The 24,242-nt window shown below is 62.6% G+C and carries 20 protein-coding genes; 12 read left to right on the forward strand and 8 right to left on the reverse strand.

The window, feature by feature from the left end; translation table 11 throughout:
* Nucleotides 1-40 precede the first annotated feature (40 nt).
* The 6 genes from K3762_RS08535 to K3762_RS08560 form a co-directional block, all read right to left on the reverse strand.
* Nucleotides 41-1,000, reverse strand: coding sequence for a phosphoadenosine phosphosulfate reductase (locus K3762_RS08535; protein WP_132443516.1), 960 nt, complete (start codon nt 998-1,000; stop codon nt 41-43).
* A 142-nt stretch (nt 1,001-1,142) separates the two neighbouring features.
* Nucleotides 1,143-2,207, reverse strand: coding sequence for a glycosyltransferase family 2 protein (locus K3762_RS08540; RefSeq protein WP_132443515.1), 1,065 nt, complete (start codon nt 2,205-2,207; stop codon nt 1,143-1,145).
* Nucleotides 2,197-2,886: an FkbM family methyltransferase gene (locus K3762_RS08545; RefSeq protein WP_132443514.1), complete on the reverse strand. Its 690-nt coding sequence runs from the start codon at nt 2,884-2,886 to the stop codon at nt 2,197-2,199. The genes K3762_RS08540 and K3762_RS08545 overlap by 11 nt, the downstream gene beginning before the upstream one ends.
* A 3-nt stretch (nt 2,887-2,889) precedes the next feature.
* Nucleotides 2,890-5,244 carry a glycosyltransferase family 2 protein gene (locus tag K3762_RS08550; protein ID WP_132443728.1) on the reverse strand — a complete coding sequence of 785 codons (2,355 nt, stop codon included), beginning with the start codon at nt 5,242-5,244 and terminating at the stop codon, nt 2,890-2,892.
* Nucleotides 5,244-5,870 (reverse strand): sulfotransferase, encoded by a 627-nt coding sequence (locus K3762_RS08555; RefSeq protein ID WP_132443513.1) that lies wholly within the window; start codon nt 5,868-5,870, stop codon nt 5,244-5,246. Before K3762_RS08555 ends, K3762_RS08550 begins: the two co-directional genes overlap by 1 nt.
* The gene (locus K3762_RS08560) at nt 5,867-6,886 is read right to left on the reverse strand and encodes a glycosyltransferase family 2 protein (RefSeq protein WP_260012770.1); all 1,020 of its coding nucleotides are present in this window, start codon (nt 6,884-6,886) and stop codon (nt 5,867-5,869) included. The genes K3762_RS08555 and K3762_RS08560 overlap by 4 nt, the downstream gene beginning before the upstream one ends.
* Before the next feature lie 185 nt (nt 6,887-7,071).
* Between K3762_RS08560 and K3762_RS08565 the strand changes: the two genes are divergently transcribed.
* Nucleotides 7,072-7,980, forward strand: coding sequence for a MoxR family ATPase (locus tag K3762_RS08565; RefSeq protein ID WP_067629100.1), 909 nt, complete (start codon nt 7,072-7,074; stop codon nt 7,978-7,980).
* A 5-nt stretch (nt 7,981-7,985) separates the two neighbouring features.
* Nucleotides 7,986-9,245, forward strand: coding sequence for a VWA domain-containing protein (locus K3762_RS08570; protein WP_260008908.1), 1,260 nt, complete (start codon nt 7,986-7,988; stop codon nt 9,243-9,245).
* Between the two features lie 209 nt (nt 9,246-9,454).
* On the opposite strand, the gene purL is transcribed toward K3762_RS08570, so the two are convergent.
* Together purL and K3762_RS08580 are read right to left on the reverse strand one after the other, a co-directional pair.
* A complete protein-coding gene (purL, locus tag K3762_RS08575) occupies nt 9,455-11,614 on the reverse strand; it encodes a phosphoribosylformylglycinamidine synthase subunit PurL (protein ID WP_120350930.1) in 2,160 nt (719 codons plus the stop codon).
* Nucleotides 11,615-11,898: 284 nt separating this feature from the next.
* A complete protein-coding gene (locus K3762_RS08580; protein ID WP_132443509.1) occupies nt 11,899-12,810 on the reverse strand; it encodes a LysR family transcriptional regulator in 912 nt (303 codons plus the stop codon).
* A 169-nt stretch (nt 12,811-12,979) separates the two neighbouring features.
* Here K3762_RS08580 and K3762_RS08585 point away from each other — a divergent pair, with 169 nt between their 5' ends.
* The 10 genes from K3762_RS08585 (at nt 12,980) to K3762_RS08630 (ending at nt 24,241) form a co-directional block, all read left to right on the forward strand.
* Entirely contained in the window at nt 12,980-16,396 is a 3,417-nt protein-coding gene (locus tag K3762_RS08585) for an indolepyruvate ferredoxin oxidoreductase family protein (protein WP_260008913.1), read from the forward strand.
* 57 nt (nt 16,397-16,453) lie between these two features.
* Nucleotides 16,454-17,326 carry a lysophospholipid acyltransferase family protein gene (locus K3762_RS08590; protein ID WP_240791529.1) on the forward strand — a complete coding sequence of 291 codons (873 nt, stop codon included), beginning with the start codon at nt 16,454-16,456 and terminating at the stop codon, nt 17,324-17,326.
* 9 nt (nt 17,327-17,335) lie between these two features.
* Nucleotides 17,336-18,145 (forward strand): glutamate racemase, encoded by an 810-nt coding sequence (locus K3762_RS08595; protein WP_120350934.1) that lies wholly within the window; start codon nt 17,336-17,338, stop codon nt 18,143-18,145.
* A 38-nt stretch (nt 18,146-18,183) separates the two neighbouring features.
* A complete protein-coding gene (argC, locus tag K3762_RS08600) occupies nt 18,184-19,212 on the forward strand; it encodes an N-acetyl-gamma-glutamyl-phosphate reductase (protein ID WP_132443507.1) in 1,029 nt (342 codons plus the stop codon).
* Nucleotides 19,209-19,652, forward strand: coding sequence for a cytochrome c maturation protein CcmE (ccmE, locus tag K3762_RS08605; protein ID WP_067937768.1), 444 nt, complete (start codon nt 19,209-19,211; stop codon nt 19,650-19,652). The genes argC and ccmE overlap by 4 nt, the downstream gene beginning before the upstream one ends.
* An 82-nt stretch (nt 19,653-19,734) precedes the next feature.
* A complete protein-coding gene (locus K3762_RS08610; protein ID WP_132443506.1) occupies nt 19,735-20,346 on the forward strand; it encodes a holin-associated N-acetylmuramidase in 612 nt (203 codons plus the stop codon).
* A complete protein-coding gene (locus K3762_RS08615; RefSeq protein ID WP_132443505.1) occupies nt 20,337-20,912 on the forward strand; it encodes a holin family protein in 576 nt (191 codons plus the stop codon). The genes K3762_RS08610 and K3762_RS08615 overlap by 10 nt, the downstream gene beginning before the upstream one ends.
* A gap of 74 nt (nt 20,913-20,986) precedes the next feature.
* Nucleotides 20,987-22,951 (forward strand): heme lyase CcmF/NrfE family subunit, encoded by a 1,965-nt coding sequence (locus K3762_RS08620; RefSeq protein WP_260008923.1) that lies wholly within the window; start codon nt 20,987-20,989, stop codon nt 22,949-22,951.
* Nucleotides 22,948-23,400 carry a cytochrome c-type biogenesis protein gene (locus K3762_RS08625; RefSeq protein WP_120350939.1) on the forward strand — a complete coding sequence of 151 codons (453 nt, stop codon included), beginning with the start codon at nt 22,948-22,950 and terminating at the stop codon, nt 23,398-23,400. The genes K3762_RS08620 and K3762_RS08625 overlap by 4 nt, the downstream gene beginning before the upstream one ends.
* A gap of 67 nt (nt 23,401-23,467) precedes the next feature.
* Nucleotides 23,468-24,241: an enoyl-CoA hydratase-related protein gene (locus K3762_RS08630; RefSeq protein ID WP_260008925.1), complete on the forward strand. Its 774-nt coding sequence runs from the start codon at nt 23,468-23,470 to the stop codon at nt 24,239-24,241.
* The last annotated feature ends 1 nt before the right edge of the window (nt 24,242 follow it).

Raw genomic sequence — 24,242 nt, forward strand, 5'->3', positions numbered from 1 at the left:
GGGGCTAGCACAGAGCGGGGGCGCGCGCCAGATTGAAAACCTATCCGGTGGCGGTCGCCACCTCTGTCACGGCGGCTTCTCGGCGGGCGCGAATGCGTTCAAGGCGGCGAGCAAAGCGTGGGGCGCTCATCCGCGCGCTGACATTGGCACAGACCGCTTCGAGCAGTCTCTCGCGGCCTTGGGCGTTGACCGCTTGGCTGAGGTTGCGCAGGTAGGGCAGATAGTCGCGTCGTGCGCGGTAGAGGGCGGCGAAACGGGCCGCGTCCAGCGTGCCGTCGGCGGCGGCCTGCAGCAGCGGGTCAAGCTGGTCGATCTCCAGCAGGTCGGTTTGCAGCGCATCGCCCATGAAGGGCATGCGCAGTTTGGTGACATTGGCGCGGGTAAAGAGCGCGGCATGCATCGCGTCGAGTTTTTCTCGCGGGTCGTAGAGCACAAAGACCCGTTCTGCGGCGTCAAGCATATCGGGCGCATAGCCATAGCGGGAAGTGAAATCGAGGATGCGCATATCGGTGAAGCGGTCGTCCCAATCGGTGATGCGCGGGTTCAGCGTGGCCTGCGGTTGGATCGCCACAACCGCTGCACCGGGGGAGGCGACGGAGTAGGCGGCGGCGGCATAGGCGCAGGGGCCAGCGCCGTAGAACAGCACCCGATCGAATTCATCAAAGAACCCGTCGTCGATCAGCCTGTCGAAATAGGCATAGACCTCTTCGGCGCGGAACCATGTGTCGCCATCGCTGGCAAGGCAGAGATGCGACCAGTCGTGATTGCGGACCATGTCCCAGCCCAAGGGCTGCGCCTTGTCGGAAAGGGCGTGCATGCCTTGATAGGTCTCAAACGTGACCAGCAGGGTGGTCTCACGCTCAATGAAGGCAGAGAAATGGCGTTTGCCCAAGGACTGGAAATAGCCATCCTCTTCGGCCACGGCCTCTATTGCGCGCAGCCAGTCGCGTTTGGGCATATCGGCCAGTGAGCTTTCGATCGTGGGCGTCTCGCGCGGCATCGGGCATCCTCGGGCTTGTCAGGGCGGGGCAGAACCGCCGTTTCAGCAGGGTATAGCCGGATAATAGGGCGAAAATGCGGAAAATCCGTGAGAAATTGAAGAGAATGTGACGGTTTTCCGGGGGCGGTGTGGTGGCTGTGCGCTATTGGGATGGCTCGGCGGCTTGGGCGCGCCTCGCATATTCCAGCATGATACGCGCCGCTTTGGCGGTGACCGGGCGGCTTGGCGGGGCCATCAGCAGGCGTCCGAATAGGGCGCGGAATGGCTCTTGGGCCATTAGCGCGTCGAACCGGGTGCGACGCCAAGCGACGGCCGTTTCGTGCAGGGCGGTGAGGGGTGCGTCGGCCTTGAGGGCGGCAAGTTCGCGGGCCCGCGCCGGGGCGCTGGCGTTGATGGTTGTGTCGGTTTCGGTGTTGAAATTCCGCTCAACCCAATAGTCCAGCCCCAGCATGTCTGCGCGGTGCACCGCGCGGCCGCGGTCGGCTTTGAGCACATAGGATTCCATCGCGCCCAAGGGGTAGTGATTGATCTGGGCCAGCCCATAGTTCTGCCGACCGTAGGTTGAAAAAATGCGCCGCGTCTTGAAGAGATCGGGCAGGGCGCGGCCATGGCCGTCAAACCAGCGGGATTGGTCCAGCCGTGCGGGGTTGGGGCCACGGGGGCGGTGCACGCCCGGCTGCGCATAGGTGCCATCGTTGCGGTAGAGGGTTTTGAACATGGCAGCCCGCCATGGCCAGTGCATCACCGCAGGGGCGCAGCGGGTAAAGCCTTCGGTCACCGGGCGGTCTTCGTAGCGGACCTGATCGCCACTGCCGAAAAGCCGCCATGTGAGGGTGATCGCCGTGGCTTCGGGCAGGGCGGCGTGCAGCGCGGAGAGGCTGTGATCGCCGACATGGATGTTTACAAATTCATCGACATCGAGCGGCAGGATCCAATCGGCCTGCTGCACGATCTTTAGTTCGGCAGCGGCCTTCAGCGCGGTGAACTGGATGCCGCCTTTCTCATAGGGGCCGTCGTTGCGGATGTGGGTGACACCGCCAAGCGCTTGCAGCCGGTCAAGCATGTCATCGGTGCCGTCGTCGCAATCGTTGGAAAAAACCAGCACATGATCGAAGCCGATAGCGCGGTGATGGGCAAGCCATTCCAGCAAGAACGCGCCTTCGTTGCGCACACAAAGGATCGCGAGGTGGGAGACTTTACCATTCACGGCGGAAGGCCACGACTTTGTTATGCGAGCCCCGGTGGTAATAGGCCATGCCCGCCTGCATGAAAGCGGCAAAGACCTTGTTGACCCCCTCGGGGCCGATCCATTGTGGGTGCAACTCGATGATGGCGGCGCGCAGAGTGTCGAGCGGCAGCGACGGGATCAGGTCAACTTCAGCGCCTTCAATGTCGCAGATCAGCACGCTGGGGGCGATGTCGGCGAAAACCTCAGCCGCGCTCAGCACGTCGATTTGATGGGTCTCGGGCGGGGCTTCGCCTTCGAAACGGGTCATGGAGGAGGACAGGATCTGGTCGCGTACGTGGAAATCGACCTTGCCCGGCGCGGGGCCGAGGATGGCGTTGGTGACATGGGCATTGCTCAGCCCGTTGGCCGCATGGACCCGGCGGATATAGGGGATAAGGTTCGGGTTCGCCTCAAATGAATGAACCGAAGCCACGTTGCGTTTGCTGGCCACCAGCGTCGACATATAGCCCACGCCGCCACCCAGTTCGATCACCCGGTCGCCCTCGCGGACCACGCGCAGCGCGGCCTCGCTTTCTTTTGCCTCATAGGCGTTTTGGCGCAGCAGTTTGCGGACCCGCCCGCGCAGGATCGTTGGATCGTCGGGGAATTTCATGCCGCGCGAGTGGATGAAATTCGGCTCAGGCTTGGTGTCTGTCACGGGTCAGCTTTCCATGTCGAGAGCGAGGGCATAGGCGACACGCTCGGTCGCGCTTAACTTGACGTTAAGCGCTTGGCGGTAGAGATCGCGGAACTCTGGCGTTTGGTGCAGCTCTTCCGCCTTGGCGCGGTGCCAGGCAAGGCCCGCTTCGTGATGCGCGCGAAGCGGGTCGTCGGCCAGCAGGCGGGCCATCTCGGCATGCAGACGCGGCAGGTTGCGCTGGATTGAGACATCTTGGTGGTCGTTCCAATCCATGCGGATCCAGTAGTTGATACCGATGGAGCGGTCGACATGCAGCGCGCGCCCGCGCTGGCGTTTGACAAGAAAGGAGTCGGCTGAGCGCAGAGCGTAGTGGTTCAATTGCAGCAGGTCATAGCCGATGTTGCTTTTGGAAGACCGCCACCCGTTGCGCAGCGCATCGCGCGTCATGTCGCGGCCCGAGCCGTTGACCCATTTGACCCGTTCCGCCTGCGCGTCGTCCAATTTGTTGGGCCGGTGGCAGGAGAGTTTTTCATAGGCGCCGATGTTGCGGAACATTGTCTTGAACCCCCATGCGGTATGGGGTTTCGGGCAAAAGCTGGGTGCGCAGTGGTCGAATTGGCCGATCACCGGCGCATCGGACAGGGCCGTCGCGCCGTTATGGCCAAAGAGCCGCCAGGTCATCGCGATATTGGTCGCCTCGGGCGCTGCGGCGAAAAAATCGTTGAGCGTGCCGTTGCCTGTGCGGATGTTCACGAATTCGTCAACATCGATATGCGCGATCCATTCCGCGTCCCGGATCAGCGGCTCTTTCAGCGCTTGGTTCAGGGCATGCTGCTGGGGCGAATTGCCCTTCCAGTCGTCGTTGTTGCGGTGTTGCAGGATGCCCATGTCTTGCAACCGCCCGAGCACGGCATCGGTGCCATCGGTGCAATCGTTGGTGTAGATCAGGAAGTTATCAAATCCCACGGCGCGGTGATAGGCGACCCATTCAAGGATATAGGGGGCCTCGTTCTTCATGCAGCCGACGATGACATTGCCGCTGTTGCCGGGCGGTAATTGGCGCGGCGGGACGGTGGTATAGGCGGGCGCGGGCTGGTCTGCACCCTCGGACGCCGCGTCGTTATGCGGGCGGAAGGGGCTGCTGAGGATCATCTCGTGGTTGACCTTCACCCGGTTCAAAAGCTGGGCATTGGCCGCGCGGGCGTCTTCTGAGGCGGCGGGGTCCGATAGCATCGCCTCGAATTTCGCGGCCGACTGGCGCGCCATCTCAGCCTCAGCGTGTTTCTGCGCCAGAGGGGTCGCGGTTGTTCGGATGCGGTGGGCGAAAGCGGCGAGGTACTGCGTGGCGCGAAAGCCGCGTTCGGGGTCTGCTTCGGTCCAAAGGGGTTCTGGCCTGTCGGGGGTGAGCGCCGCAGCCAGCGCGGGATATCGGGTGATGAGGGCTGCGTTGTCGCGGGCGAAATGGTCGGAGATCGGGGCGAGACTGCCGGGCGCAATCGCTGCGCCACCGATCTGCAGCGCCTGCAACATCTGGCTCCATGTGCTGCGCGGGCAGGAGAGGTCATGCGCTTGCAGATAACGGATCAGTACATCGTTAAACGCGCGCATTCGGGCCAGCCAAGGCGCGGGCAGAGGGGCAAGCGCGCGGCCCGGATCAACCGGACCGAGGAGCGTGGTCAGGTCAAGGCTATCGGAAACTTCCCGCGCCCCGTTTTTGGACAGGAGTTGCGGCAGGTCGAGCGGACGGAATTGGACCTTTTCGGCCCCAAAGGCGTCTGCCCAATGACTGTGAAGGGCCTGATAATCCAGCCAGAAGGGCGGGTTTTGTACATCTGAGAATAGGCCAAAGTCGGGGGCATCCTCAGCAGGTTCGAGCGCGCCTTGCCACCACCTGCCACGCTCCGCCAAGGTGAGTTCCTGTGTCAGCGAATGGCGGCGGCCTTCGGTCACGGCAAAGGTATAATGCGCGGTGAGAAGTCGGGCCTGTTCATCAAGATGCGCGATAATGCGAATGTCGTCGAAATAGGGGCAGAGCAGATCGCGCAGGCGGGCAAGCTCCTCGGGGCGCGACAGCAGGTTGCCCAGTTGTGCCGCGCTCAGCACCACATGATCGGCGCGGCTCTCGGCCAAATCGCGAGGGATCAGTGCGTGAAATTCATCACGCAGCGTGGCGCCGATCAAAGCACTGTCGAGCCCGCGTCGATAGCGCAGCAGTCCAACCGCATCAGGCGCGGCGCAGGCGGCATAGAGGCGGACGTGGTTCCAATCGGGGGCCAAAACCCCTTGTTTCAACAGCGCGCCCTTTTCCTGCTGCAAGATATTGCGCAGTCGCGCGGCGGCTTTCTCGGTCGGGCCGATGAACAGGGTGAGGCGCATCACTCGGCCACTTCTTTGCCGGTGTTGCTTTGGCCCCACCATGGCAGGTCGATGCCGAGGTGGGCGGCGATCTTGTCGCGGGCGCCGGGGTCTTCGATGTCGAATTCCAGAAAGTTGGCATAGCCGGCAAAGACTCGGCGGCAAAAGGTGAAATGCCCCTCAACCCATTTGGCAAGCTCGGCCTCGCTGCGGCCAAAGCCGCGGGGCAGGCCCGGCACATCGGCCTGTGGCAGGCGGCGGCGGCCCAGATTGTTCCAGCGCATCATGCTGTTCGCCGTCTTTGCCGGATTGCGGTGCGACAGCAAAAACTTGATGTCGGGGTGGTGCTGCTGAATGGCGCTCAGCAGCCCCCAATCGGTCTGCGGCCAAAGGCTGCGGTCATGGCGCACGGCGCTCATCTCATTGATTGCGTCGAATTCTTGCAGCCGCGCCAGCGGGTCGCCGCTGGCAAAATAATCGGCATAGATGATCCGGCCGACATGCTCTCCGGTAATGTCAGGCAGAGCGCTTTGCCCTTTGCGGATGCGCCAATCGGCGACCCTAAGCCCCGCGTGGCGCAGCGCATCGGTGAGCGTGGTGGTGCCGGTCTTGGGCAGGCCAAGGTTGATGATCCGTGGGCCGGTCATTTCAGTCCAATCTGGGCACGGACCTGCGCTTCGGCGGCGGAGTAGGGGCTGGCCTCGCGCAGTTGTGCCTGCATCGCGCGGTAGGCCGGATCGGCCAGCAGGGCATCGCGGCGGGCGCGGTGCGCGGCCACGGCATTGGCGTGAAGTTCAGCGATGCCGGGCAGCGCTTTGAGGCGATCCATCTCGGCGCGCAGGGCGGGCAGGTAACGCTGGATCGAGCGATCCTCCCAAGCTGCATCATCGCGGTCGCGCCAATAGGTGTCGTCAAAGGCGCGGTGTTCGCGGTTCACGTCACCCCGATCATTCTTGACCAGATAGCTGTCGAGCGAGCGCAGCGCGTAATGGTTTAACGTCGCAAAACGCCGCGCGCCGCGGGCGGGAAAGGCGCGGATGCGGCGCTTGTTGGCGGCAGTCCGAAACGGCGCGGGCACCTGCCTGCCTGCGCCGTCCGTCCAATGGGGTTGAACTTTGCTGTCATCATGAAAAGGGCGGTGCGCCCCGTAATAGCCCAAGGGGAAATCTTGCCGGACCAATGATTTAACCTCAATCGCCGTATCGGCGCACCAGATGTCGGGGTTATGGCTGCGGGTGAATTGCGCGATGATCGGTTCATCGACGAACTCCTCGATCCCGCCATTGGCGAAGAACTGGAAATGCAGCGAGATTGCCTGCGGATCGCCGCAGGCTGTGATCAGCGCGGGCAGGCGGTGGTCGCCCACATGGATGTTTAGAAACTCGTCCACATCCGCGACCCAGACCCAATCGGCCTGCGTGACGACGGGTTGGCGCCGGGCATCCTTCAGCGCCTGCATTTGGTAGTTTCGATTGCTGGCCGGGTTGGGCAGATGGGTGACGATACCGTGCCCGTCAAGCGCGCCCAGCAGGCGGTCGGTTCCATCGGTGCAATCATTTGAATAGAATAGGAAATCCGTGACCCCGATCACCCGATTGAAGGCAATCCATTCCAGCAGAAACGGGCCTTCGTTCTTGACGCAGGTGACAGCGGTGATGCGCATGTCAGACCCCGCCGCGCCGGATCGCGATGAAAATGCTCAGTCCCATATCCGCCCCTGTGGCCCCGTTGTTCTCGGTGACCGTCGATTATTGCTTGAGACTATGCCAGCGCGGGGAAATCACGTCAATCTGCCCGCGCCCTGTCAGGCCCCTTGACGGGGCGGGGCGGGAATGCACCACTGGGGCCATGAAAAACATTGATACGATCGACGCGGTCCAAGAGATGCTGAGCGCTGAGGGCTATGTTTGCGACCGCGCGCTTGGGGTTGTGGTTTTCCTCAGCCTTACGCTGGGGCGGCCTTTGTTTCTGGAAGGCGAGGCGGGTGTCGGCAAGACCGAGATAGCCAAGGCGCTGGCCGCCGGGTTGGGGCGGCGGTTGATCCGGTTGCAATGCTACGAAGGGCTTGATGCGTCGAGCGCGGTTTATGAGTGGAATTTCCCCGCCCAGATGGTGGCGATCCGCACGGCGGAGGCGGGCGGTGGCGCGGATCGGCGCGCGCTGACCCAAGAGTTGTTCAGCGACGACTACCTGATCGAACGCCCGCTTTTGCAGGCGCTGCGCCCCGATGAGAACGGCGCGCCGGTGCTGCTCATCGACGAGTTGGACCGCACCGACGCGCCTTTTGAGGCGTTTTTGTTAGAAGCGCTGAGTGATTTTCAGGTGACGATCCCCGAGCTTGGCACGATCCGTGCGCCGGAGCCGCCGATCGTGATCCTGACCTCCAACCGCACGCGGGAGGTGCATGACGCGCTGAAGCGGCGGTGCCTTTACCATTGGGTCGATTACCCGGATGTGGCGCGTGAGATGGCGATCCTTTCGGCCCGCGCGCCCGAGGCGGCAGAGGCGCTCAGCCGCGAGGTGGTGGCTTTTGTTCAGCAATTGCGGACGGAGGATCTGTTCAAAAAACCCGGTGTGGCAGAGACCATCGATTGGGCGAAATGTTTGCTGGCCTTGGATGTAACGACCCTAAGCCCTGAGGTCATCGCCGATACGTTGGGAGCGGTGCTGAAATACCAAGACGACATCGCCAAGCTGCAAGGGTCCGAGGCCGCGCGCATTCTCGAACAGGCCCGCGCGTCGCTGGTGCCCGCCTAAGCAGGATGGCTGAGCAAACCCCCCTCGACCTGCCGGACGACCCGAAGCTGGCGGGGAATATCACTCATTTCGCCCGCGCCCTGCGGCGGGCGGGGTTGTCCATCGGGCCGGGGCGCGTGGTGGAGGCGGTGGAGGCGGTCGCCGCCGTGGGGTTCACCAGCCGCCGTGATTTCTATTGGACGCTGCACGCTTGTTTCGTGAACCGCCCTGAACAGGCGCGGGTTTTTGCGCAGATATTCCGGCTTTATTGGCGCGATCCGCGCTATCTGGAACATATGATGGCCGCGATGCTGCCCGCCATCCGCAGTGTGCAAGAGGACCGCCCCGCAACCCCGGCAGAGAAACGCGCGGCAGAAGCCCTGCTGGACGGGGCCGAAGCGCCGGAACGAGAAGAGCAGCCCGAGCCGGAAGAGACCCTCATTGAAGTCGATGCGAGCCTCACGATGTCGGCGCGCGAGCGGCTCCGGAAGCTGGATTTCGAACAGATGAGCCTTTCCGAGATGGCTCAGGCGAAGCGGATGTTGGCCAAGCTGGAACTCCCGGTGCCGCCGATGCCGAGCCGCCGGAATGTGGCAGCGGCACAGGGGCGGATTGATGTGGCACGCACGATGAAAGCGGCGCTGCGGCGCGGGGGAGAGATGGAACGCCTCTACCGGATGACTCCGCGCGCGCGCTATCCCAACCTTGTGGTGCTCTGTGATATCTCAGGCTCAATGAGCCAATACAGTCGGGTGATCCTGCATTTCCTGCACGCGGTGGCCAACAGCAAGGGCGCGGGCTGGGCACAGGTGCACGGGTTCACCTTTGGTACACGGCTGACCAATATCACCCGGCATCTTGCGACCCGCGATGTGGATGCGGCGCTGGCAGCGGCGGGCGCGCAGGCGCAGGACTGGGAGGGGGGGACGCGCATTGGGGCCGCGCTGGCAGCGTTCAACCGCGACTGGTCGCGGCGGGTCATGGGACAGGGCGCGGTGGTCTTGCTGATCACCGACGGGTTGGACCGGGACGATCCGGCGGAACTGGCGCGGCAGATGCAGCGGCTGCATTTGACCGCGCGGCGGGTGATCTGGCTAAATCCGCTTTTGAGGTGGGACGGGTTTGCGCCCAAAGCGGCGGGCATTCGCGCGATGTTGCCCCATGTCGATAGTTTTCGCGCGGGGCATTCCATTGCGTCGTTGGAGGCCTTGGCCGAGGCGATCTCGTGCCCCGATGATCCGGGTGAAAAGGCGCGGATGTTGGCGGGGTTGAACGCGGAGGGCTAGGCGCGAGGCCGAGGGAGCCGGCTGCGGGTCTCTCCAAAACCAGAAGGTTTCGGAACCCCCCTTGATTGATCCCGGCCTGTCACCCGCCTGTCGTCGGCTCAAGCGAAATAGCCGTATCCCCTGAAGGGGCCCCTCGGCGATTTAGCTTGCCCCGCCGCCCTGCGCGCGACCGTTTGGTCTCAAGCAAGGGCGGCTCCGAAACCAGAGGTTCAGGCGAAGGCTTGCGCAAAGGTGCTGCGGTAAGTGGCGCGCAGATCTGCCAGCAGTGCAGAGGCCGCGCCGAAGCTGATCTTCTCGCCGCCGAATGCGCCGACTTGGGCCACGGGCACACCGGCCTCTTTGCCTGCGGCGATCAGGGCCTCAGCGGCCTCGGCGGTACAGGCCACAAGGTAGCGGGCCTGATCTTCGCCAAAGAGGGTGGCTGTGTCATCGCTCTCGATCTCGATGCCGATACCTGCGGTCTCGGCCAGCTCGAAGGCGGCGAGGGCGAGGCCGCCATCGCCGAGGTCGGTGCAGGCGGAGATTTGGCCTGACTGGGCGCGGATGAATTCCCCGTGGCGGCGTTCGGCCACGAGGTCGACATGGGGCGCATCGCCCTCGGCCCGGCCGAAGGCTTCGGCGAGCAGGGCGGATTGGCCGAGGTGGCTGCCCGCGCTGCCGATCAAGAGGGCCACATGCCCCTCGCACAGCTGGTTGCAGATGATCTGCTCGACATTGTCGATCAGGCCGACCGCGCCGATGGTGGGCGTGGGCAGGATGCCTTTGCCGTCAGTCTCGTTATAAAGCGATACGTTGCCCGACACGATCGGCATGTCGAGCGCGCCCACGGCTTCGCCGATGCCTTTGATCGCGCCGACGAACTGGCCCATGATCTCGGGCTTTTCGGGGTTGCCGAAGTTGAGGTTGTCGGTTGTCGCCAGTGGTTTGGCACCGACCGCACAGAGGTTGCGATAGGCTTCGGCCACGGCCTGTTTGCCGCCCTCGGTTGGGTTGGCTTTGACGTAGCGCGGGGTCACGTCGGAGGTGAAGGCCAGCGCCTTGTCGGTGCCATGGACCCGCACGATGCCAGCGCCAAGGCCGGGCAGACGGACGGTGTCGCCCATGACCATCGTGTCGTATTGCTCATAGACCCACGCTTTGGAGGCGTGGTTCACGGAGCCTATGAGGGCGCGGAGACCGTCGATGGGGTCGATGGTTGGCGCGTCGGACAAAGCGGCGGCGGCAGGGGTTTCGACCCAAGGACGGTCATATTCCGGCGCGGTGGAGGCGAGTTTCGACAGCGGCAGGTCGGCTTTGACCTCGCCATTGAGGCAGATGAGGAAGCGGTCCTCGGGGAGTGTTTCACCGACGATGGCGAAATCGAGGTCCCATTTGTCGAAGACGGCTTTGGCTTCGGCCTCAAGTTCGGGGCGCAGGACCATGAGCATCCGCTCTTGGCTTTCGCTGAGCATCATTTCATAGGCCGTCATATGCGGTTCGCGCGTCGGCACTTTTTCAAGGTCGAGACGCACGCCAAGGCCGCCTTTGTCCCCCATTTCCACGGCAGAGCAGGTCAGGCCCGCAGCGCCCATGTCTTGGATCGAGATCACGGCGCCGGTTGCCATCAGCTCAAGCGTGGCTTCCATCAGGCGCTTTTCTGTGAAGGGGTCGCCGACCTGGACGGTGGGGCGTTTCTCTTCGATGGTGTCGTCGAATTCGGCGGAGGCCATGGTCGCGCCGCCGACGCCGTCGCGGCCAGTTTTTGCACCGAGGTAGACCACCGGCATGCCGACGCCGGATGCGGCGGAATAGAAGATTTTGTCGGCATCCGCGAGGCCCGCCGCAAAGGCGTTGACGAGGCAGTTGCCATCATAGGCTGTGTCGAACCGCACTTCGCCGCCGACGGTCGGCACGCCGAAACAGTTGCCATAGCCACCGACGCCTTCGACGACGCCATGTACAAGTTGGCGGGTCTTGGGGTGATCAGGGCGGCCAAAGCTGAGCGCGTTCATCGCAGCAATCGGGCGCGCGCCCATGGTGAAGACATCGCGCAGAATGCCGCCCACGCCGGTCGCGGCACCTTGGTAGGGCTCGATGTAGGAGGGGTGGTTGTGGCTTTCCATCTTGAAGACCAGCGCTTGGCCATCGCCGATATCGACCACGCCAGCGTTTTCGCCGGGGCCGCAGATGACTTGGGGGCCGTCGGTGGGCAGGGTGCGCAGCCATTTCTTGGAAGACTTATAAGAGCAATGCTCGTTCCACATTGCTGAGAAAATGCCCATCTCGGTGTAGTTCGGCTCGCGCCCGAGGATGTTGACGACCTCGGTGTATTCCTCGGGCGTGAACCCGTGGCTGGCGATGAGGTCGGGCGTGATGGCTGGATCTTGCATGGAAATTCCCCGGCTGGCGCGTTTGCGCCCTCATACAAGGGGAAATGCCGGGGGGGAAGTGGCTTTGGCAGCCTGTGGGCTGAAAGAAGGCGATAGGCCAAAAAAAAGGCCGAGCTAAAAGCTCGGCCAAGTCCAACAGGGAGGTATGAAGCGACGCGCCCTCAGGCTGTCAATCTTCATAATGGTGAAATAGGAGGCAGGGCTGTTCAAATCAAGGCTATTTAACATCGCAAGTCATCATGGCCGATATGCGCTTATTGCATGGCTTGCGGCGGGGCTGCGGTTCAGTTGTCGCCTTCGACCCGTTCGCGCCATAGTTTGCGGTAGGTTATGATCTCTTCCTGCACAAAATCCTTGAAGGCCGCGACGCGTTTGGATTGGCGAAGCTCTTCGGGATAGGCGAGGTAGACCGGCACTTCGGCGGATTCGATATCGGGCATCACCTGCACGATATGCGGGAAGTCTTGGATCAGGTAGTTGGGCAGCACGCCAAGGCCAAGGTGATGCACCACGCCTTGCAACACGCCGAAGTAGTTGTTCACCGTCAAGAGCGAACGCAGGTCATACATCATCAGCTCTTTGACCAGTTGCAGCCCGGCGCCGACTTGATCGCTGTCGGTGTTCTGACAGATCAACCGGTGGTCGGTCATGTCTTCCATCCGCTCTGGCGTGCCGTGTTTTTCCAGATATTCGGGGCTGGCGTAGAGCCCCATCCGCACGGTCATCAGCCGTTTGCGGACCAGATCGGCCTGACTTGGTTCTTTCATGCGGATCGCTACGTCGGCCTCGCGCATCGGCAGGTCGAGCACGCGCTCTTCGAGCATCAGGTCGACCTTAAGGTCAGGATATTGCTCATAAAGTTTGGGCAGCCGCGGGGCGAGCCAGAGGGTGCCGAAACCGGTGGTGGTGGTCACGCGCAATTCGCCAAAGACTTCTTCCTCACTGTCGCGAATGCGTGCGGCGGCGGCGTCAAGACGCTTGGCCATGGCCGAGGTCGCGTCGAATAAAAGCTCGCCCTGTTCGGTCAGGATCAGTCCGCGCGCATGGCGGTGAAAGAGGTTGGTATTAAGCTGTTCCTCAAGCCCGCGAATCTGCCGACTGACGGCAGATTGCGACAGGTTAAGCTTGTCGCCTGCATGGGTCAGCGACCCGGCATCGGCCACGGCGTGAAAAATTCTGAGTTTGTCCCAATCCATGGCCCGTACTTTCCTTGCCCAGCCTTTCTCCTACCTTAATAGCCGGGAGAAAACAGCACAAACCGTCCCCTGCAGGGCTGCCGTTGCGGAATAACTGCTATACAGGTCAGCAGCTGTGACCTATATAGGAGGCAATCATGCAAGACTGACGTGCTAGGGAGGGCCCGCCATGACAACGCAAAAGATTTCACTGAACGACCGTTTCGACCTTGAGAAAAGCCCGGTGCTGCTGAACGGCACGCAGGCGCTGGTTCGGCTGATGATGATGCAGTCCGCCCGCGACCGCGCGGCGGGGCTGAACACCGCAGGCTATGTGACCGGCTACCGGGGCAGTCCGCTGGGCGGGGTCGACCTGCAAATGCAGCGTTCAGAGAAGAAACTCGCCGAGCATAACGTGCGCTTTGAGCCGGGGCTGAACGAAGACCTCGCGGCGACGATGCTTTGGGGCAGCCAGCAGGCGGAACTGCGCGGCGAGGGGAAATATGATGGCGTCTATGGCCTATGGTACGGCAAAGGCCCGGGGGTGGACCGCACCGGGGATGTGATGCGCCATGCGAATATGGCGGGCACTTCGCCTCATGGTGGTGTGTTGATGGCGATGGGGGATGACCATACCGGCGAATCCTCCACCGTGTTGCACCAGTCGGAATGGGCGATGGTGGATGCCTATATGCCGGTGGTCTCGCCCGCTGGTGTGCAGGAAATCCTTGATTACGGCATCTACGGCTGGGCGCTCAGCCGGTTTTCGGGCCTTTGGGTGGGCCTGAAGACGATGAAGGACACCGTGGAGGCGACGAGCGTCGTCAACGGCGATCCGAACCGGATGAAGCTGGTGATCCCTGAGTTCGACATGCCCGATGGCGGGCTGAGTATCCGTCTGGGCGACACCCCGCATCTGCAAGAAGCGCGGATGATTGACTACAAGCGCTTCGCCGCCGAGGCGTTCTCTCATGCCAACAAGATGGACAAGCGCGTCTGGGGCAAGCGCGGGGCCAAGATCGGCTTTGCCGCCGCGGGCAAGAACTGGCTCGATCTGGTACACGCGCTGAGCCTGCTGAACATCGATGAGAACGAAGCCGAGCGGCTAGGCATCACCACTTATAAGATCGGTCAGACCTTCCCGCTCGACATGCAGGGGTTCCACGAATGGGCCGACGGGCTTGATCTGGTGGTCGTGGTCGAAGAAAAGCGCAAGCTGATCGAAGTGCAGATCAAGGAAGCGCTGTTCAATGATACCCACCGCCGCGTCTATGGGTGGCACAAAGGTGGCGCGGGCATGGAGCACGGCGAAGAGTTGTTCCCGACCCGTGGCGCGCTCGACCCTATTCTGATCGCCGAAAAGATCGGCGGCATTCTGTTGGAAGAGGGCCGCGAGACCGATGGGATCCGCGCGGGGCTTGAGGCGCTGAACGAGGCACGCCGGTCGGACAATGCCGAAGATATCGCCGCGCGACTGCCGTATTACTGCGCGGGCTGCCCGCATAACTCCTCGACCAAAGTGCCAGAGGGCTCCCGCGCCTATGCGGGGATCGGCTGTCACTATATGGTGCAATGGATGGACCGTGAGACCACGGGCTTCACCCATATGGGCGGCGAGGGCGCGAACTGGATCGGCGAAGCGCCGTTCTCCAATACAGAGCATGTGTTCCAGAACCTTGGCGACGGCACCTACAACCACTCCGGTGTGCTGGCCATTCGGGCCGCCATCGCGGCGGGGACGAACATCACCTATAAGATCCTCTATAACGACGCGGTTGCAATGACCGGCGGTCAGCACAACGAAGGCGACCTTGACGCCTACCGCATCGTCGAAGAGTTGAAGGCGATGGGCGTGAAGAACCTCGCCGTGGTCTATGACCAGAAGGAAGACGTGGACCTCAGCCGCTTCAAGGGCGTCGAAATACACGAGCGCGCCGAGATGCCGAATGTGCAAAAGGCCTACCGCAAGCACAAGGGCGTGTCGGCCATCGTCTATATCCAGACCTGCGCCGCCGAGAAGCGCCGCCGCCGCAAGCGCGGGCTGTTCCCGGACCCCGACAAGCGTGTCTTTATCAACGAGGACGTTTGCGAAGGCTGCGGCGATTGCGGTGTGCAGTCGAACTGCGTGGCCGTGGTCCCGAACGAGACCGAGCTGGGCCGCAAACGCGCCATTGACCAGTCGCAGTGCAACAAAGACTTCTCTTGTCTTGACGGGTTCTGCCCCTCCTTCGTGACGTTGGAAGGCGCCAAGATCCGCAAGGATCCGACCACCGAACTGACCATCCCCGACCTGCCGCAGCCAGACCTGCCCAAGATCGACGGCACCCATAACGTCGTCATCACCGGCGTGGGCGGCACCGGGGTCGTCACCATCGGCGCGCTGCTGGCGCAGGCGGCTCAACTTGATGGCAAGGGGGCTGGCATGATGGAGATGGCGGGCCTCGCCCAGAAGGGCGGTGCGGTGCATATCCACTGCCGTCTGGCCGAGCGTCCCGAAGACATCAGCGCAATCCGTGTGGCCACCGGCGAGGCGCATGCGCTGATCGGCGGCGATCTGGTGGTTTCCGCCGGCCATAAGACACTGGGTCTGACCCGCGCCGGGCGCACCGGTGCGGTGGTGAACTCGCACCAGATCATCACCGGCGATTTCACCCGCGATACCGAGTTTCAGATGCCCTATGACCGGCTGAGCCTCGCGCTCGAAGCGCGTTTGAAGGATGATGTCGCGATGTTTGATGCCTCGGATCTGGCCAAGGCGAGTTTGGGAGATTCGATCTTTTCCAACATGATGATCTTCGGCGCCGCATGGCAGCGCGGCCTTCTGCCCCTCTCGTTCGAAAGCCTGATGCAGGCGATTGAGATGAACGGTGCGGCGGTAGAGCGCAACAAGCGCGCGTTTGAGATTGGCCGCTGGGCCGTGCTCTATCCCGAAGACGCCAAAGCGGTAAGCCAGCCTGATAACGTGGTGGAATTGCCCAAATCGCTGGGGGAGAAGATCGCCTTCCGTGAGAACCACCTGACCGAGTATCAGGGTAAGGGACTGGCCAAGCGCTACACGAAGATGCTCGACGGTATTGAGGACCGTGACGTCAAGGCGGCGATGGCGATGGGCTATCATAAGCTCCTGAGCTACAAGGACGAATACGAGGTCGCCCGCCTGTTGATCACCAGCCGTGACAAGGCGCGGGCGCAGTTCGACGGCGATTTCAACATGACCTTCCACATGGCGCCGCCGCTCTTGTCCAAGATGGGGCCCAACGGTCGGCCCCAGAAGCGCGAATTCGGCCAATGGCTCGAAGGGCCGCTGCGGGTTATGGCGAAGTTCAAGGGTCTGCGCGGCACGCCTTTCGACCCCTTTGGCTATACCGCCGAGCGCAAGATGGAACGTGCGTTGATCAAACAGTATGAGGCCGACATGGCCGAAGTGCTGCCCAAACTGACCGATCAGACCCGCGGCGCCATCGTGGCGCTGGCCGAACTGCCCTTGCAAATCCGCGGTTTCGGTCCGGTGAAACAGGCCAATGAAGCCAAGGCCGAGAAGCGCCGCGAGGAACTGCTGGCGGTGATCCGCGCGGGCGGCACCTCCACGGCCAAGGCCGCGGAGTAATACGGCTGTTACATTTCTGGGCTAGGGAGAGCATCAGTGCGATCCTGAGGCCCAGATGTGACCTACGCCCATGACATAAGCTATGCCCATTCCGCCCGAACTCGGGGCGGGAGGGCGCTCATCCGATTGATGGAAAACACCACCGGGCGGGTGTCCTTACTGAAACGGGCCGAGGGCTACGAAGACGATCTGGCCGCGGGGCTGGGGTTCTTTGATGCCATGGTGCGGCGCTGTGGTTTGACATTGGATGTGATGCGCGGGTCTTTGGCCGATATTCCAAAGCGTGGCCCTGTCATTCTGATCGCCAATCATCCCTACGGCATTCTGGACGGGCTGATGCTAGGCCATATCCTCAGCCGGACGCGCGGTGACTTTCGGATCATGGCCAATGCGGTGTTCAGCCAAGCGCCGGATCTGGCACACCATCTTTTGCCGATCAGCTTTGCCGAAGATCGCGCCGCGCTGGCGCTGAACCTCGCCACGCGCCGGACCGCGTTGACCTATCTAGACCAAGGCGGTGCGATTGGCATCTTCCCGGGCGGCACGGTCAGCACCGCCGCGCGGCCCTTTTCGCAACCGATGGACCCCGGATGGCGCAGTTTCACCGCGCGGATGATCGCCAAGTCTGACGCCACGGTGGTGCCGATCTATTTCGACGGCCACACCAGCCGGCTGTTCCAAATCGCCAGCCACCTGCATGCCAATCTGCGAATGGGGCTGCTGATCAAAGAGTTCCGCGCCCGTGTCGATAGCCCCGTGCGCGTGGCCATCGGCGACCCGATTCCGCGCACCATGCTTGACCCGCTTGCGGGGGACGCAAAAGCGATGATGGATTTCCTGCGCAAAGCCACTTATGAGTTGTCACCAAAGCCGGGCCAGTATCAGGGTCTTGGCTACGAGTTTGAGGAACGGCATAGAGCCGACAGGTGACGATAGACCATGGCAGTTGGTATTTTCGATTCGGGGCTGGGCGGGCTGACCGTCTGGAACAAGGTGCAAGAACGGCTGCCGGAGGTGGATTTTGTCTATCTCGCTGACAGCGCCCATGCGCCCTACGGCGTGCGCAATGCCGATGATATCTATGCGCTGACCTGCGCCGCCGTGCAGCGGCTGTTCGATGCGGGCTGCGATCTGGTGATCCTTGCCTGTAACACCGCCTCGGCCGCTGCGCTGCGCCGGATGCAAGAGGGCTGGATCCCGCGCGAGAAACGGGTGTTGGGCGTCTTTGTGCCGCTGATCGAGGCGATGACCGAACGCCAATGGGGCGATAACTCCCCGCCGCGCGAAGTGGCGGTGAACCATGTGGCGCTTTTCGCCACGCCCGCGACGGTGGCAAGCCGCGCCTTTCAGCGTGAACTGTCCTTCCGCGCCATCGGGGTGGATGTCGAAGCGCAGGCCTGCGGTGGGGTGGTCGATGCCATCGAAGAGGGCGATATGATCCTCGCCGAAGCGCTGGTGCGCAGCCATGTCGATGCGTTGAAACGTAAAATGCCCGACCCCGACGCGGCGATCTTGGGCTGCACCCATTACCCGCTGATGCAGGAGGCGTTTCAGGCGGCCTTGGGCGGGCAAGTCAAAGTGTTTAGCCAAGCCGAGTTGGTGGCGGATTCATTGGCGGATTATCTTGAGCGGCATCCCAATATGATGGGCAGTGGCGAGGCGGCGTTTCTCACCACCGGCGATCCCGCCCGGGTGAGCGACCGTGCGACGCAGTTCCTGCGACGACAGATCACATTCACCGCCGCCTGAACTCCAATTATATTTCGTTCCGAACAAGGGGACAGACCATGACCCAGAACATCGCCATTCTTGGCGCCTCCGGCTATACCGGGGCAGAACTCATCCGGCTAATCGCTGGCCATTCCTCAATGAAAATCAAAGCTTTGGGGGCGAACTCCAAGGCGGGGCAATCTATGGCCGAGGTGTTTCCGCATCTGCGCCATTTTGATCTGCCCACATTGGTCACGATTGAAGAAATCGACTTTTCGCAGATTGATCTGTGCTTTTGCGCGTTGCCGCATAAGACCAGCCAAGAGGTGATCGCGGCACTGCCCAAAGACCTGAAGATCGTCGACCTCTCTGCCGATTTCCGCCTGCGCGACCCAGAGGATTACGCCAAGTGGTACGGCAATGAACACGCCGCCCTAGAGCAGCAGAAAGAGGCGGTTTACGGCCTCACCGAATTCTACCGCAAAGAGATTTCAGCCGCGCGGTTGGTGGCAGGCACGGGCTGCAACGCAGCGACGGGGCAGTTTGCCCTGCGCCCGCTGATCGCCGCGGGTGTGATTGATCTGGATGACATCATTCTCGACCTGAAATGCGCGGTCTCGGGCGCGGGGCGCTCGCTCAAGGAAAACCTGCTTCATGCGGAGTTGAGCGAGGGCTATCACGCCTATGCGCTTGGCAGCACGCACCGGCATCTGGGTGAATTCGATCAGGAATTCTCGGCCATTGCCGGGCGGCCCGTGCAGGTGCAATTCACCCCGCATTTGGTGCCCGCAAACCGCGGCATCTTGGCCACCTGCTATGTCAAAGGCGACGCGCAGACGATTTATGAGACGCTGCAGAACGCCTATGCAGATGAGCCCTTTATCGAGGTGCTGCCCTTCGGCGAAGCGCCCAGCACCCGGCATGTGCGCGGCTCGAACTTCTGCCATATCGGCGTGGTCGCCGACCGTCAGACCGGGCGGGCGACCGTGGTCGCGGCGCTCGATAATCTGACCAAAGGCTCCAGCGGTCAGGCGTTGCAAAACGCGAACCTGATGCTCGGCTTGCCGGAAACCGAGGGGCTGATGATGGCCCCGCTGTTCCCATGAAGAGCCTCAAGAAACAGCGCCGGATCCAGATCATTGCCGTTGCGGCGGTGGCCTTGGTGCTGTCGACTACTCTGATCGGCTATGCGCTGCGCGACGGGATCAACTATTTCCGCGCGCCGAGCCAAGTCATCGCCGAGCCGCCCGGCCCGGCAGAGGTGTTCCGCATTGGCGGTCTGGTCGAAGAAGGGTCACTCAAACGCGGACAGGGCGAACAGATTCGCTTTGCCGTGACCGATGGTGGGGCCTCCGTGCCGGTCGTCTTTACCGGGGTGCTGCCTGATCTGTTTGAAGAGAACCAAGGCATGGTCGGCACCGGACGTTATATCGATGGGACTTTCGAAGCCTCTGAAATCCTTGCCAAACATGACGAGACTTACATGCCCAAGGAAGTAACGGATGCGCTGAAAGAGCAGGGCGTCTACCGCGAGCCCGAAGGGTGATCTGCGCGCAACGCACGCGGGGCTGAGGCCCCGTTAACCCATCCGGCCGAGCCTGTTTGCACCCAAGACAGGAGAGCCCGCGATGCAGACCGTCCGAGAGATCGCCAGCGCCATCGTCGTCCGGGAGGGCGGCTTTGTGAATGACCCCGATGACCCCGGCGGGGCGACGAAATTCGGGGTGACGATCCATACCATGCGCCGATTGGGACTGGACCTGACGGGGGATGGGGCGGTCGATGTGGCCGACGTGCGCCGCCTAAGTCGCGCGCAGGCGGTGGATATCTTTGTCAGACATTACTTCAACGCCCCGCGCATCGCGGAATTGCCCGCGCCGTTGCAGCCGAGCGTTTTTGACATGTATGTCAATGCGGGCAGCAATGCGGTGAAGATCCTGCAAAGCTTGCTGCGCGAGATGGGGCAGGAGATCGGTGTTGACGGGGCCATCGGGCCGCAGACGATCCGCGCCGCCCAAGCCGCATGGCAGGCCGCACCCGATCATCTGGTCGACGCCTACGGTATCGCGCGGCGCAACTACTACTTCCGTCTCGCCGACCGTCGCGCCGCCAGCCGAAAATACGCGCGCAGCCGGGCTGGCGGCAAGGGCGGCTGGATCCGGCGCGCCGAAGAGTTCATCGCACCACAATATCGCATGAGCGACGCAGATTTCGCACGGAGGGTGGCACAATGGGGCTGATCGAACGTATTTTTACGACGGTTTTCGGCGGCGAGCGCAATGTCATCCGCGACACGGTCGAAGTGTTTCGCGAGAATGCCGAGGCCGGGGCGCAGCGTGCCCATGCGGTGCAGGGCAAAGCGATGGCGCAATATGGGGCGGAGTTCGCCCAAGCTCGGCAGGGCGGCTTTGACCGCTTCATGGATGGGATCAACCGTTTGCCCCGCCCGATGCTTGCGCTCGGCACCTTGGGGCTGTTCGTCACGGCCATGGTTAACCCTTTGTGGTTTGCCGAACGGATGCAGGGCATTGCGCTGGTGCCAGAGCCGCTTTGGTGGCTGTTGGGCGTGATCGTGTCCTTCTACTTCGGGGCGCGGCAGCAGATGAAATCGCAGGAGTTTCAGCGCGCCATCGTGGGCACAATCGCTCGGGTGCCACAGGTGGTCGAGAATATCGAGACGCTGCGCGCGTTGCGTGCAGATAGCCCCCATGTGGCCGACACGGGTGCCGACAGCCGCTTGGCCCTTGCCGCAGTCACGCCGTCGGAGAATCCGGCCCTAGACGCATGGCGCCGCAGCCGCGCCTGACTGCGACCGATTGACCGTTTCCTAGGTTTGATTTGCCATGGCTTAGGGGGCTTAGGCCCCCTATAGTCCGACCCATGATTACAGAGCTTGGACATTTCGCGCTTGTGCTCGCCTTTGGCGTGGCCCTTGTACAGATGGTGGTGCCGATGTGGGGCGCTTGGCGGGGCCGTGCTGCTTGGATGGCGATGGCCGAACCGGCGGCGGCGGCGCAGTTCATCCTGATTGCCCTGTCCTTTGGCGCGCTGATGTGGGCCTTCATCACCTCGGATTTCAGCCTGCAACTGGTGGTGGCCAACAGCCATTCCGCCAAGCCGATGCTGTATAAGATCAGCGGGACATGGGGCAACCACGAAGGCTCGATGCTGCTGTGGGTGCTGATCGTGGCGCTTTTCGGTGCCATGGCCGCGTGGTTTGGCGGCAATCTGCCGCCGCGCCTGCGCGCGCGGGTGCTCTCGGTCCAAGCCGCGATTGGCGTGGCTTTTCTGGCGTTCATCCTTTTCACCTCGAACCCTTTCTTGCGCATGGGCACGCCGCCTTTTGATGGCCAAGACCTGAACCCGCTCTTGCAAGACCCCGGTTTGGCCTTTCACCCGCCATTTCTCTATCTCGGCTATGTTGGCCTCAGCATGGCCTTCAGCTTTGCCGTGGCGGCGCTGATCGAAGGGCGCGTGGATGCGGCGTGGGGCCGGTGGCTGCGGCCTTGGACACTGGCGGCTTGGGTGTTTCTGACCATCGGCATCGCGCTCGGGTCTTGGTGGGCCTATTATGAGCTTGGCTGGGGCGGTTTCTGGTTCTGGGATCCGGTCGAGAATGCGAGCTTCATGCCCTGGCTCTTGGCGGCGGCGCTGCTGCATTCGGCGATTGTGGTGGAAAAACGCGAGAGCTTGAAAAGCTGGACCATCCTGTTGGCGATCCTTGCTTTCGGTTTCTCGCTGATCGGCACCTTTATCGTGCGTTCTGGTCTGCTGACCTCCGTCCATGCCTTTGCCAACGACCCTGAGCGCGGGGTCTTTATTCTGGCCATTCTGGGGTCTTTCACCGGCGGGGCGCTGGTGCTCTACTCGCTGCGCGCATCGGCGCTTGAGGCTAAGGGCGTCTTTGGCCTTTTGAGCCGTGAGACCGCCTTGGTGGTGAACAATCTGCTGCTGGCTGTGGCCTGTTTCGTCGTTTTCGTGGGCACCATGTGGCCGCTAGTGGCCGAGATGTTCCTTGACCGCAAACTCAGTGTCGGCCCGCCATTCTTTAACGCTGCGTTTACTCCCTTCATGGTAGCGCTTGGACTGATCCTGCCGATCGGCAGCGCGATGCCGTGGAAACGGGCCAAGATCATGAGGGCGCTATATCCGCTGCGCTATGTCTTCCTCTTGGCGCTGGCGCTTGGGGGCTTGGCCTTTGCCATGCAGTCCGGACGCGGGCTGTTGGGGCCTGTGGGCATGTTCCTTGGGGCATGGCTGCTGATGGGCACCGCGGTGGATGTGATGCAGCGTTTGGGCCGCGGCCCGGGTAAGTTGCGCCGTCTACGGCGTCTGCCGCGCGCTGATTGGGGCAAGGCCACGGCGCATGGCGGGCTGGGCATCACCATGGCCGGGATCGCGGGGCTGATGGCTTGGGCCGTGGATGACATCCGCGTGGCCCGGATTGATGAGCCTTTTGACGTGGGCAGCTACACGCTGACCCTCCGCGACGTGAGTGAAGTCAGGGGGCCGAACTACCTCAGCACTATGGCTGAGATCACGCTGGCGCAGGAGGGCGATGTGATCTCGACCCTGCGGCCTGAAAAGCGGTTCTACCCCGTGGCGCAGATGCCGACGACCGAGGCGGCGATCGATTATAACCTCGCCCGGGACATCTATGTGGTGATCGGCGATGCCCAGGACGGCGGCGGTTGGGCTGTGCGGACCTATATCAAACCGATGACCAATTGGATTTGGATCGGTTGTGCGCTGATGGCGCTTGGCGGGGTACTGAGCCTGAGCGACCGGCGCTTCCGTGTCGCGGCGGGCGCACGCAAACAACCAGCAGGAGTGCCTGCGGAATGAAGCGACTGCTGCTGATCTTGGCCTTGCTCGCCAGCCCGCTTTGGGCGGTTCAGCCTGACGAGGTGTTGGACGATCCCGCATTGGAGGCCCGAGCGCGGGAGTTGAGCCAAGGTCTGCGCTGTCTCGTTTGCCGTAACGAAAGCATCGATGAGAGCAACGCAAGCCTTGCGCGCGATCTGCGAATTCTGCTGCGCGAGCGGTTGGTGGCCGGCGACAGCGATGAGGAAGCGGTGGATTTCATCGTCGACCGCTACGGTGAATATGTCCTGCTGAACCCGCAGGCCACGGGGGCCAATTGGCTGCTGTGGGGCGCGGGACCGCTGATGCTTTTGTTGGCCGGAGGGCTCGGGGTGGTCTATCTGCGTGGCCGTGCGCGCAGCAAAACCCCGACCGAGGCCCCACTCTCGCCCGAGGAAGAAGCCCGCCTGCGCGATATTCTCGACCGCTGACGCCCCGTTGCACTGGCAGTGGCAACTTGCTTTGATATGCTGCGGCCAAGCAATCAAGGATAGCAAGATGGACTATGAAACGATCACCTATGCGCTGACCGATGATGTCGCGCTGATCACGCTGAACCGCGCCGACAAGATGAATGCGCTGACCACCCAAATGCGGGCGGAGCTGACACATGCGGTGACCGAAGGCGGGCGCGCGGCGCGGGTCGTGGTCCTGACGGGGGCGGGCCAGGCCTTTTGCTCGGGGCAGGACTTGGCCGACCGGGCAGGCGGCGTCGCCGATCTGGAGAAAACTCTGCGCGAAGAATATGCCCCGCTGCTGCGCGCCATCATCAACTGCCCCGTGCCGACCATCGCCGCCGTGAACGGTCCGGCGGCGGGGGCGGGGGCGAATATCGCGCTGGCCGCCGATGTCGTCTTTGCCAGTGAGAGCGCTTATTTCATGCAGGCTTTCACCCGCATTGGCCTGATCCCTGACGCGGGCGGCACCTATGCGCTGCCGCGCCAGATGGGCATGGCCAAGGCGATGGGCGCGGCCCTTTTCGCCGATAAGATCACCGCGCGGCAGGCCGATGATTGGGGCATGATCTGGCAAGCCGTACCGGATGCCGAATTCGACGCCCATTGGCGCACCAAGGCCGCGCAACTGGCCGCCGGTCCCACAGCGGCCTATGCAGAGGCCAAGAAAGCGATCCGCGCGTCTTGGGATAATGGGTTGGAGGATCAACTGTCGCTCGAGGCCGAAGCGCAGGGCCGCTGCGGAAAGTCACAAGACTTTGCCGAAGGGGTCACGGCCTTTACCCAAAAGCGCAGCCCCAAGTTTCAGGGTCGGTAAG

The organism is Sulfitobacter sp. W074 (assembly GCF_025142275.1).
Lineage (GTDB): Bacteria > Pseudomonadota > Alphaproteobacteria > Rhodobacterales > Rhodobacteraceae > Sulfitobacter > Sulfitobacter profundi.